The sequence below is a fragment of the Streptomyces sp. NPDC089915 genome, assembly GCF_040684675.1.
Lineage (GTDB): Bacteria > Actinomycetota > Actinomycetes > Streptomycetales > Streptomycetaceae > Streptomyces.
Map to the genome: position 1 here is coordinate 20,297 of NZ_JBFBGN010000087.1, position 10,554 is coordinate 30,850.

Annotated in this window: 9 protein-coding genes; 5 read left to right on the plus strand and 4 right to left on the minus strand. The window is 74.8% G+C overall.

Annotation, left to right across the window (positions count from 1 at the left end):
- Positions 1–33: 33 nt before the first annotated feature.
- Positions 34–666 (minus strand): 2-oxo-4-hydroxy-4-carboxy-5-ureidoimidazoline decarboxylase, encoded by a 633-nt coding sequence (locus AB0O29_RS23840; RefSeq protein ID WP_365154450.1) that lies wholly within the window; start codon positions 664–666, stop codon positions 34–36.
- Between the two features lie 332 nt (positions 667–998).
- On the opposite strand from AB0O29_RS23840, the gene AB0O29_RS23845 reads away from it, so the two are divergent.
- Together AB0O29_RS23845 and AB0O29_RS23850 are read left to right on the plus strand one after the other, a co-directional pair.
- Complete coding sequence (locus AB0O29_RS23845) at positions 999–1,718, plus strand: RNA polymerase sigma factor (RefSeq protein WP_365154471.1); 720 nt, start codon at positions 999–1,001, stop codon at positions 1,716–1,718.
- Positions 1,718–2,752 carry a hypothetical protein gene (locus AB0O29_RS23850; RefSeq protein WP_365154452.1) on the plus strand — a complete coding sequence of 345 codons (1,035 nt, stop codon included), beginning with the start codon at positions 1,718–1,720 and terminating at the stop codon, positions 2,750–2,752. Before AB0O29_RS23845 ends, AB0O29_RS23850 begins: the two co-directional genes overlap by 1 nt.
- A gap of 261 nt (positions 2,753–3,013) precedes the next feature.
- On the opposite strand, the gene AB0O29_RS23855 is transcribed toward AB0O29_RS23850, so the two are convergent.
- On the minus strand, positions 3,014–3,904 hold the full coding sequence (locus AB0O29_RS23855) for a L,D-transpeptidase family protein (protein ID WP_365154454.1): 891 nt from the start codon (positions 3,902–3,904) through the stop codon (positions 3,014–3,016).
- 164 nt (positions 3,905–4,068) lie between these two features.
- Here AB0O29_RS23855 and AB0O29_RS23860 point away from each other — a divergent pair, with 164 nt between their 5' ends.
- Together AB0O29_RS23860 and leuE are read left to right on the plus strand one after the other, a co-directional pair.
- The gene (locus tag AB0O29_RS23860) at positions 4,069–5,664 is read left to right on the plus strand and encodes a methylmalonyl-CoA mutase family protein (RefSeq protein WP_365154456.1); all 1,596 of its coding nucleotides are present in this window, start codon (positions 4,069–4,071) and stop codon (positions 5,662–5,664) included.
- Between the two features lie 45 nt (positions 5,665–5,709).
- Positions 5,710–6,363 carry a leucine efflux protein LeuE gene (leuE, locus tag AB0O29_RS23865; RefSeq protein ID WP_365154458.1) on the plus strand — a complete coding sequence of 218 codons (654 nt, stop codon included), beginning with the start codon at positions 5,710–5,712 and terminating at the stop codon, positions 6,361–6,363.
- Between the two features lie 89 nt (positions 6,364–6,452).
- Here leuE and AB0O29_RS23870 read toward each other — a convergent pair whose 3' ends face one another.
- The gene (locus AB0O29_RS23870) at positions 6,453–7,790 is read right to left on the minus strand and encodes a polysialyltransferase family glycosyltransferase (protein WP_365154459.1); all 1,338 of its coding nucleotides are present in this window, start codon (positions 7,788–7,790) and stop codon (positions 6,453–6,455) included.
- Complete coding sequence (locus AB0O29_RS23875; RefSeq protein ID WP_365154462.1) at positions 7,787–8,773, minus strand: glycosyltransferase family 2 protein; 987 nt, start codon at positions 8,771–8,773, stop codon at positions 7,787–7,789. Before AB0O29_RS23875 ends, AB0O29_RS23870 begins: the two co-directional genes overlap by 4 nt.
- 156 nt (positions 8,774–8,929) lie before the next feature.
- Here AB0O29_RS23875 and AB0O29_RS23880 point away from each other — a divergent pair, with 156 nt between their 5' ends.
- Entirely contained in the window at positions 8,930–10,501 is a 1,572-nt protein-coding gene (locus AB0O29_RS23880; RefSeq protein WP_365154465.1) for a DUF6716 putative glycosyltransferase, read from the plus strand.
- The last annotated feature ends 53 nt before the right edge of the window (positions 10,502–10,554 follow it).

A 10,554-nucleotide genomic window follows, 5' to 3' on the forward strand; every position in this document is an offset into this window, starting at 1 on the left:
GTCCACTGGTGTGATCAAACAGGCACGGACGGCCTATCCCACAGGGGCAAATAGCCCGAAATCAGCCGTTGACCGGCCGTCATCGGGGTCCGTGCCGCTCCGGGGGCACTCCGCGCCCGCCAGCCGGCCGAGCAGGCACTGCAGCCGGGAGCGGGCGACCATCCGCAGTTCGTCGGCCGAGATCGAGCGCTCCTCGTCGATCTCGTGACCCATCCTCCGCCGGATCGCGGCCAGCAGCTGGCTTATCTGCTCCTCCGGCGGGTGCCCGTCCAGGCAGACCACGAAGGCGTGCCCGAAGGTGCGCTCGTACTCCGCCCGGGCCGCGTCCAGCGCCACCAGCGCCGCGTAGGGCGCCCCGTGCCCCAGCTCCGCCGAGGACTCCCGGGCCAGCGCCTCGGTGAGGTCGCCCTGGGACATGTCGTACGCGGCCTCGTCGCCCGCCGCCAGCAGCGAGGCGGTGTCCGGGTAGGGCCGGTGGTCGGCCACCCGCTGGGCCCAGCGGCCGCTGCCGCAGCAGTGCAGCAGCGCCGTCCGGGCCTGCTCGGGCGGCAGGGTGTTGAACCGCTCCAGCCCGGCACCCGGGGAGGAGGCCGGGCCGCGGACCTGTGCCGGAAGGGGGCTGGACAGCGGAGGTCTCCTCGGGGCGCGGCGCGGGTGTACCGCCACGCTAGCGATCTCGGGGAGGGGGTGTCGTACGCATCGGGGGATTTCACCCGGAAGTGAGCCGAAAGGATGACACCCGGGCCGGATTGAACCGGCCGAAGAGAGGGGAGGGCGACCGAGGCCGCCACCCCCCACAGGAGAGGCCCCGGTCGCCATCCGTCACGGGCTCGTGCGACAAGCCCGTATCTGTGTCAGCGTCCGGAGTGCGTTTTCTGTCACACCTCGCTCCGCGCAGGCTTGGTTGCTGGTTGTACAACGCGTGGACGCGAGGTACGTGAAAGCCGTAACGTGCGGATTTGCGCCACACGTACAGGACGTCGAACGGGTTGGGGACTTTGCTGGGGGACGACGCGGAGCTGACCGCCGCGGTGCTCGCGGCACAGGACGGCGACGAGAGCGCGTTCCGGACTGTGTACCGCGCCGTGCACCCGCGCCTGCTCGGATACGTACGCACGCTCGTCGGAGACGGCGACGCGGAGGACGTGACCTCCGAGGCATGGCTGCAGATCGCCCGCGACCTCGCCACCTTCACCGGTGACGCCGACCGCTTCCGCGGCTGGGCGGCCCGGATCGCCCGCAACCGGGCCCTCGACCACATCCGCATGCGCGGCCGCCGGCCCGCCGTCGGCGGTGACGAGACCGAGCTGACCGGCCGGGCCGCGGACTCCGACACCTACGGCGAGGCCATGGAGGCCCTGTCCACGGGCCGCACCATGGCGCTCATAGCCCAGCTCCCGCAGGACCAGGCCGAGGCCGTCGTACTGCGGGTGGTCGTCGGACTCGACGCGAAGAGCGCGGCCGAGACCCTGGGCAAACGGCCCGGCGCGGTCCGCACGGCGGCGCACCGGGGGCTGAAGAAACTCGCCGAACTCCTCGGCGCCGAATCCGGCCCCGCGGGCGATCCGGAGACGCGTGCGCGGGTCGGCCATAATGCCGGGGACCCGGCGCGGGACCGGGACCTCGACGCCGTACCGGCGCAGCGGGCACGGGCCAAGGACCTCGTCGAACAAACCGGTGTGACGCATTCACGTTGGCGGACGCAGAAGGACATGTGATGGCCGACGAGCACAAGGCGTGGCTGGACGGAGCCACGGCGGAAGAGCTGCTGCGCGGACGGGCCGCCGGCCCGGTCGGACCCGACGAGGACCCGCGCGCCCGCGCCGAGGCCGCCCGGCTGCGCGCCGCCCTCGACGCCCTGGTCCCGCAGACCGCGGACCGCGGGGAGCTGCCCGGCGAGGCCGCGGCGCTGGCCGCGTTCCGCGCCGCGCACGCCCACCGGGCCCCGGCCGCGGTGTCCCCGGCGACGGCGGCGGCAGCCGCCCCCGGAGCGGTCGACGAGCCCCTCGTCGACCTCGCCCCCATACCCGTCGTACGGATCCCCGCGCAGCGCCGCCACGGCACGCCCGCCCGCTTCGGGCTGGCGGCCGCGCTGGCCGGGGTCGCGGTCGGCGGGATCGCCGCCGTCGCCGGGACCGGCCTGCTGGACCGGGCCGTACACCTCTCCGCGGGCCCCGCGCCGGCCGTCTCGGTCAGCGCCGACTCCGACCCGGCCCCGGCCGGGGAGACGGCCGGCCCCACCCCCGTACCGCAGCTGCGGCCCACCCCGGAGGGCGGCGGCGGCCTCGCCTCGCTCCCCCCGGGCTTCACGCTGCCGCCGAGCGGGCTGCCGCGTACGCCTCTGGACACGGCCCCGAGCCTCTCGCTGCCGCCCGGCGCGGCGACGACCCCGGCCACGGGGGGCGGCGGCGCGGCGGGCACGGACGGCACCCGCAACACCTTCACCGACAAGAACGACCGGGGCGGCGACGGCGGCAACGGCGGCGGCAACGACAAGGACCGCGACGGGCAGGGCAAGAACCGCCCCGAGGACCTGTGCCGCGACCACGCCGCGAACAAGCTCGGCGCCGACCGCAAGCAGGACCTCGTCCGGATCGCCGGCGGCCTCGCGAAGATCTCGCGCTTCTGCGCGACCCTGCTGGAGGCGCCCCGCTCGGGCGTCCCGCAGGGCGGCACGGCCGACCAGGGCAGCGCCGTCGTCCCCGCGCCGACGCTCAACCCGAGCGGCCCGCTCGGCTTCCGCATGCACTGACGGGCGCCGCGAACGCGCGGCGAACACGCCGCGAACGCGCTGCTGAAACGGTTCGGCGGAGGCCCGTACGAACGGCAGTAACACTTTTCGAACCGGCGGCGCAGTACAGAACGAGCCGACTGGTCATCGGCGGCGCGAGAGCCGGGGTTCCCCCCGTACCCCTGGGCTCTGCGCACCCGGCGCGGGCGGGGCACGTTCCCCCGGCCCTGCCCGCGCCCTCACTCCTCCACACCCCCGGCCGGTCGGCCGACCGAATCACGGTCACCAGTAGACGACGACCTTGTCGCCGACCTTCACCTGGTCGAACAGCGCCGACAGCTTGGCCTTGTCCCGGACGTTCACGCAGCCGTGCGAGGCACCGGCGTAGCCCCGGGCCGCGAAGTCGGCCGAGTAGTGCACCGCCTGGCCCTGACTGAAGAACATCGAGTACGGCATCGGCGTGTGGTAGATCGTCGACGTCCAGTCCTTCGCCTTCCACTCCACCTGGAACAGGCCCTCGCGGGTCGGCGTGTTCTCCGAGCCGAAGCGCACGTCCATGGACGAGACCACCTTGCCGTCGATCATCCAGGCGAGGGTGCGGCTCTCCTTGCTGATGCACAGGACCCGGCCCTGCAGGCAGCGCGGGTCCGGGGCGGCCACCTCGTTGGTGGTCGGCGGGGTCAGCTCCTCGTCCGTGGGCTTGCGGCTCAGCTCCTGGATCTTCCGCCAGGTGGCCTCGTCCACCGCGCCGGTCGCACCGAGCCCGTGCTGCGACTGGAAGGTCTTCACGGCGGCCGTGGTCTTCGAGCCGTAGAACCCGGTGGGCGCCGACGTCATCAGCTTCAGCTGGCGCAGCCGGGCCTGCAGCTCGCGGACCCGGTCGTTCTCGTCACCGTTGGCCATGACCGGCTTCACGGCGGGCGCGGCGGACTCCGACGGCGAGGCCGGTGCCGAGGGGGAGGAGGACGCGGAGGCCGACTCCGAGGGCGACGGCGCGGGCGAGGATGCCCCCGGCTTGTCGTCCTGCCCGGAGGCGGAGGCCGAGGGGGACCCGACGGGCAGCGAGGGCGCCGCCGGCGCGGCCCCCGGCTGCTGCGGACCACAGGCGGTCGCGGCGAACGCGACGGCGGCGGCGAGGCCGAGCGTACGGATGATGGCTCTCTGTCGGTGCATCGCGGTTCCCCCGAATTCAACGTCGTGTATCTAGGTGATGCCTCGCGGGCGTGGACAGTTGCGGACGAACCCCCGGTGTTGCGCCATTGTGACCAGCGGTCGTCGCGGGCACGGTTGTACCAGCCCCCCGGCCGGTCGGCTCCACGGACACGGAGGTTCGCGGCATGGTCCGTCCCACGGCACGCACCGAGAGCGGGATCCCCATCGAGCCGGTCTACGGGCCGGGTGACCTGGCCGGCTGGGACCCGGGGGGACGGCTCGGGGTGCCGGGGGAGTACCCGTACACCCGCGGCATCCATCCCGCCATGTACACCGCCCGTCCCTGGACCATGCGCCAGTACGCGGGCTTCGGTACCGCCGCCGAGTCCAACGCCCGCTACCGGCGGCTCATCGAGGGCGGGGGCACCGGGCTGTCCGTGGCCTTCGACCTGCCCACGCAGATGGGCCACGACTCCGACGCCCCCCTCGCCGCCGGCGAGGTCGGCAAGGTCGGCGTCGCCGTCGACTCCGTCGAGGACGTGCGGGCGCTCTTCGAGGGCATCCCCCTCGACCGGGTCTCCACCTCGATGACCATCAACGCCCCGGCCGCCCTGCTGCTCCTGATGTACCAGCTGGTCGCCGAGGAGCGGGGGATCGCCGGCGGGCGGCTGACGGGCACGATCCAGAACGACGTCCTGAAGGAGTACATCGCCCGCGGGACGTACGTCTTCCCGCCCGGCCCCTCCCTGCGGCTGACCGCCGACACCTTCCGCTACTGCCGCGCCGAGCTGCCCAGGTGGAACACCATCTCGGTCTCCGGCTACCACATGGCCGAGGCGGGGGCCTCGCCCGTGCAGGAGATCGCCTTCACCCTCGCCGACGCCCTCGCCTACGTCCGCACCGCGATCGCCGCCGGGATGGCCGTCGACGAGTTCGCCCCCCGGCTGTCCTTCTTCTTCGTCGCCCGCACCACCCTCCTGGAGGAGGTGGCCAAGTTCCGGGCGGCCCGGCGGATCTGGGCCCGGCTCATGCGCGAGGAGTTCGGGGCCAAGGACCCCAGGTCGATGATGCTGCGCTTCCACACCCAGACCGCAGGGGTCCAGCTGACGGCGCAGCAGCCCGAGCTGAACCTCGTACGGGTGGGGGTGCAGGCGCTGGCGGCGGTCCTCGGCGGGACGCAGTCGCTGCACACCAACTCCTTCGACGAGGCCATCGCGCTGCCCACCGAGAAGGCGGCCCGGCTCGCGCTGCGCACCCAGCAGGTGCTGGCGTACGAGACGGACGTGCCGCACACCGCCGACCCCTTCGCCGGGTCCTACGCGGTGGAGCGGATGACGGACGAGCTGGAGGAGGCGGTCCTCGCCCTGATGCGGCGGGTCGAGGAGCTCGGCGGGGCGGTCGCGGCGATCGAGGCCGGGTTCCAGAAGGGGGAGATCGAGGCCAACGCCTACCGGATCGCGCGGGAGCAGGAGGCCGGGGCGCGGGTGGTGGTCGGGGTCAACCGGTTCGGGCTGGAGCGGGAGGAGCCGTACGAGCCGCTGCGCGTCGACCCGGCGGTGGAGGCCCGCCAGTGCGAGGCACTGGCCCGGATGCGGGCCGGGCGGGACGCGGAGGCGGTGCGGGTCACGCTGGACGAGCTGCGGGAGGCGGCGGCCGGGACGGAGGAGAACGTGCTGTACCCGATGAAGGAGGCGCTGCGGGCGCGGGCCACCGTGGGGGAGGTGTGCGGGGTGCTGCGGGAGGTGTGGGGGACGTACGAGCCGGCCGGTCTCGGTGGGTGAAACCCGCTGGCGTGACAGGTGCGTACCTGTGGGACACTCCTGCCCATGCTGGGTGTGACAGATCTTCCTACTTATCTCGCCGCGGTGGTGCTGATCGTCCTGCTGCCGGGGCCGAACTCCCTCTACGTCCTGTCCGTCGCCTCGCGGCGCGGGGTGAAGCAGGGCTACCGGGCCGCCTTCGGCGTGTTCACCGGGGACACGGTGCTGATGGTGCTCACGGCCGTCGGGGCGGGGGCGCTGCTCAAGGCGAGCCCGGTGCTCTTCGGCGTGGTCAAGGTGCTCGGTGCCGGCTACCTGGGCTGGCTGGCCGTCGGCATGCTGCGGGCCGCGTGGGCCATGTGGCGGGCGCGTGCGGCGCGGGACGCGGAGCCGGAGGCGGGCGACGCCGAACCGGCGGGCGCGGCCGAGCGGCCGTACCGCAGGGCGCTGCTGGTCAGCCTGCTCAACCCGAAGGCCATCCTGTTCCTGCTGTCGTTCTTCGTGCAGTTCGTCGACCCCGGGTACGCCCACCCGGCGCTGTCGTTCCTGCTGCTCGGGACCGTCTCCCAGCTGGTCAGCCTGGTCTACCTGTCCACCCTGATATTCACCGGCACCCGCCTGTCCGCCGCCTTCCGGCGCCGCAAGCGGCTGTCGGCCGGGGCGACCTCGGCGGCGGGCGTGATCTTCCTCGGCTTCGCCGCCAAGCTCGCCACCAGCTGACGCCCCCGCCCGGGCCCGCCCGGCGGCCGCGCCCGGCCCGCTGCCCGCGCCCGCCCGCCGGCCCGCTGCCCGCGCCCGCCGGGCCGGGGTCAGAGGCCGGCGGACAGCCGGCCCAGCCGGCGGCGGAGCCGGTGTGCCGCCCGCCGGACCGCGCGGCTGCGCGGCAGGAACGCCAGCCGGCGCGGGATCCCGCCCGGCAGCCCCAGCGCGGTCAGCCGGCGCCGGCCGAAGTAGCGCCGGGTGTACGGGTCCAGGTGCCGGGCCAGGTACGCCTCGGCCCCCGGGCGGCGCTCCGGCAGGATCCGGGGCTGCATGGTGAAGCCCACCGCCGCCACCAGCCCCGGCAGATCGGCGGGCGGGTCCTGCGGCGGCCCGTCCAGGTCCGGGACCAGCGCGTCCACCAGCGTCAGCGGGATCCGGTTGCTGTTCTGGTACGGGGCCAGCCGCTCCAGCACCGCCCCGGTGCCGGTCCGCGCCACCGGGATCCCGTACAGCGCCCGGGCGGTGAGCAGCCCGGTCGAGAAGCAGCCCACCACCAGCGCCGGGCGCAGCCGCTGGTAGAGGGTCTCGGCCAGCACCGGGGCGTCCAGCACCGTCAGCCGGGCCCCGAGCCGGGCGGCCTCCGCCTCGGCCCGCCGCCAGTACGCGGCCGGGGCGCTCGGGTGCGGTTTGAAGACCAGGTCCCGGTGTCCCCACTCGCAGGCCCCGCGCACCATCGCCGCGTGCAGCTCCTCCTCCTCGTCGGCGGACATCAGCTCCAGCGCGGACAGGTACTGCCCGAGCAGCAGGGCGGGGGGCTCCTCCCCGGCCCCGGGGAGGAGCCCGGGCGGCTCCGCCAGGTCGGCGAGCTCGGCGAAGACCTTCAGGGCGGCCGGCGCCGGGACCAGCTCGGCCCGCACCCCGAACTCGGTCAGCAGCAGAGGCTCCAGCCCCGGGACGAGGTCCAGGTGCAGCACCCGCCGCACCCGCATCCCGATCTGCGGGTCGAGCCGGAAGCGGGTGGGCCCGTACGACATGAGCCCGTCGGCGTAGACGTCGATCGCCGCCCCCGGGAAGAGCCGGCACAGGCTCTGCGCGGGCGGCACCTGGAGGGACTCCACGACCAGCTCGACCCGGTCCCGGCCCAGCCCCCACGACCGCCGCAGCTGCCGCTCCCACAGCGGGACGTCCTCCGGGCGCGGGGCCCAGGTGCTGGGGTGCTGCGGGGCGACGACCGCGTTCCAGTCGAGCACCTCGTCGAAGCGGGTGCGCAGCGCGGCGAAGCCGGGCATGGCGTCGAGTCCCGGGGTGGCCTCGGGGGCGGGGGAGTGGTTGCTGGTCAGCAGGATCCGCCGGCCGGCCGGCGGGAGACAGCCCGCGTCGAGGGCGGCGGCGAGGGTGGCCGCGCCGTAGAGGGTGGAGGCGAGGAAGATCTGCGTCACGTTCACGCCACGGCCCCGGAGGCGGAGGCGGCCGGGGTCCGGCGGCGCAGCCTGCGCAGCAGGGCGGAGCGTTCGGCGTCCATCGAGTCCAGGGCCCGGTCCAGCGCCGCGCGGGGCATGCGGCCGAGCGCTTCCGCGCTCATCGACCGGAGTTTTTTCGCCACGGCCGGTTCGAACCTTTCGATCGAGCCGATATGGTGCGCGATAATTGCGCAATACGTTCGGACGGCTTTGGGGATCAGGAGTTCGGATTCCCGGTCGGCCGCCGTGTCCGCGAGGACCTGGTCGAATGCCCGGATGAAATCGAGCTGGCGCTCGTCACCGATCTGCGTCAACGAGGTGGAAATGCCCCGCCGGTAGAAGACCCCCGGCAGGCCGACCGCCGCGAACGACTCCGCCTCCCGGTGCAGCCGCCAGATCCACGGCCGGTCCTCCGCCGTCCGCAGCCCGTCGGTGAAGTGCAGCAGCCCCCGGTCCAGCAGCCGCCGGTGGTACATCCCGGCCCAGGCGTACGGATAGTCCACCGCGGTGGCGCGCGAGGCGGGCAGGATCCCGGCGCGTGGATCGGCCACCACCGACTCCGGCCCGTACGGCACCCGCTGCACGACCCGCTCCCGGCCCGTCACCTGCACATGGTCGGTCCGGACGAAATCGCAGTTCAGGGCCTCGATGACGGCCAGCGTGCGGGCCAGGTGGCCGGGCGCCAGCCAGTCGTCGCCGTCCAGGAAGGCGATATAGCGCCCGCGCGCCGCGTCCAGCCCGGTGTTGCGGGCGGTCGCCAGCCCCCCGTTGCGCTCCCGTCTCAGCAGCACCGCCCCCGGCAGGGCCGCGGCGGCGCGCTCCAGCAGCCCGGGCGTCCCGTCCGAGGAACGGTCGTCGACGAGCAGGAACTCGAAATCCTCACGGGCGTTCAGTTCGAGGCTCCGCAGGGCATCAGGCGCGTATGTCTGCACGTTGTAGAACGGCACGACCACAGAGAGCTTGAGCACCCGCGAGACCTTAGGGGCGCGGCCCGGTATTCGCCGTGGCCCCGATGCGTATTCCATGTGAACGACGCGGGGCGGTCGCGTTAACCCGGGCGCTTTCGCATTTCGTCGACGGGTTGTTAACCCGCCGTTGTGCGCTCGTTGGGCCGACCACCGGAAATGCGGAATAGCTTCTGCCGGGTGCCAGTGCCACTCAGCAGAAGCCGGTCCGATCGACGGATCGCCGTACTCGCCGATTCCGACACACGCTGGAAATGGGGCGCCCTGACGGCCCGCCGCCTCGCCCCCTCCGACGGCTCCACGGGCCACCGGATCACCGGATACCTCCTGCGCGGCCGCGCCACCCCCACCGCCCGCCAGCTCGGCGAGGCGGGGGTGGGGGCGGACGCCGCGCCGGTGGAGGTGACCTGCGCGGAGTTCCTCGCGGAGCTCGGCCGCGAACGCTACGACGTGGTCGTCCTCGCCCTCGTCGGCGGCGCCGTCCAGGCCGTCCTGCACGGGGCCCGCGCCCTGTGGCCCGAGCCCGCCCGGCGGCCCGTGTTCGTCACCGGGTACGTGGGGGTGGTCTACGAGAAGCTCGCCGACGGGCTGTTGCTGCGGCACGGCGCCGACCTGGTCCTCGCCAACTCCCGCCACGACGCCGCGCGCTTCCGCGCCGTCTACGAGGGCGTGGGCGCCGACCCGGACGCCGTCACCGAGACCGCCCTGCCCTTCCTGGCCGGGGCCCCGTACGAGCCCGCCGGGAACCGCGCCCACCGGGTGGTCTTCGCGGTGCAGCCCTCCGTACCCGAGGGCCGCGCCGACCGGAGCTACCTGCTGGGCCGGGCCGCCGGGCACGCGCGGCTGCACCCGGACCGGGAGGTCCTCGTCAAACTCCGCAGCCGGCCCGGGGAGCACACCACCCACCTGGAGGAACACCCCTACCAGCGGCTGGCCGAACGCCTCCCCGGCGGCCTGCCGCCCAACTGCCGGCTGGTCTACGGCCACATGGGCGAGGTCCTGGACACCGCCGACCTGCTGGTCACGGTCTCCTCCACGGCCGCCCTGGAGTCCCTGCACCGGGGCATCCCGACGGCCGTCCTGACCGACCTCGGCGTCCGCGAGTCCCTCGGGAACCAGCACTTCCTCGGCTCGGGCTGCCTCGCCTCCTGGGACCAGCTGGACACCGGCCTGCTGCCCCAGGGCGACCCGGCCTGGCTGGCGGCCCACGGCGTCCCGGGCGCCCGCCCCACCCCACCGCCGACGCCCGCCCCGGTCCCGTCCGGCGCCCCGGTCCCGCCCGGCGCCCCGGTCCCGTCCGGCGCCCCCGCCCCGTCCGGCGCCCCGGTCCCGTCCGGTACCCCTGTTCCGTCCGGCACCGCTGTCCCGGCCGGCACCCCCGTCCCGGCCGGCGCCGCCGGCGCGGTACGGGCCCACGCCGCCGACGGGCAGCCGGCGTCCGCCGACCCCTACGCCCCCGCCCGGGAACGGGTCGCGCGGCTGCTCGCGCGGGACCGGCTCGCGCCCGTGGCCCCGTACTACACGGCGCGGACCGCCCCCGGATACCTCCCCGGCATCCTCGCCCGCCAGCACCTCGCCCCCGGCGGCACCCCGCTGCCGGGTGCCCTCCCGCGCGGGGAGTCTGCGGCCCGGCGGTGGGTACGGGGCCGCCTGCGCGAGGCCGCCCGGGGCGCCTACCGGCACGGGGTCCAACGCGTGGCCCCGGCCATCCGCCGCCTGGGCGAACTGTGACCGCCCGCCCCCACACCACCCCGGCGCCGACCCCCGCCCCGGGGGCCGCCCTG

What these genes read in the sequence shown, in the direction of transcription:
- AB0O29_RS23850 (WP_365154452.1), top strand. Translation starts at nt 1,718, where the DNA reads ATGGCCGACGAGCACAAGGCGTGGCTGGACGGAGCCACGGCGGAAGAG.
- leuE (WP_365154458.1), top strand. Translation starts at nt 5,710, where the DNA reads ATGCTGGGTGTGACAGATCTTCCTACTTATCTCGCCGCGGTGGTGCTG.
- AB0O29_RS23880 (WP_365154465.1), top strand. Translation starts at nt 8,930, where the DNA reads ATGCGGAATAGCTTCTGCCGGGTGCCAGTGCCACTCAGCAGAAGCCGG.
- AB0O29_RS23860 (WP_365154456.1), top strand. Translation starts at nt 4,069, where the DNA reads ATGGTCCGTCCCACGGCACGCACCGAGAGCGGGATCCCCATCGAGCCG.
- AB0O29_RS23855 (WP_365154454.1), bottom strand. Translation starts at nt 3,904, where the DNA reads ATGCACCGACAGAGAGCCATCATCCGTACGCTCGGCCTCGCCGCCGCC.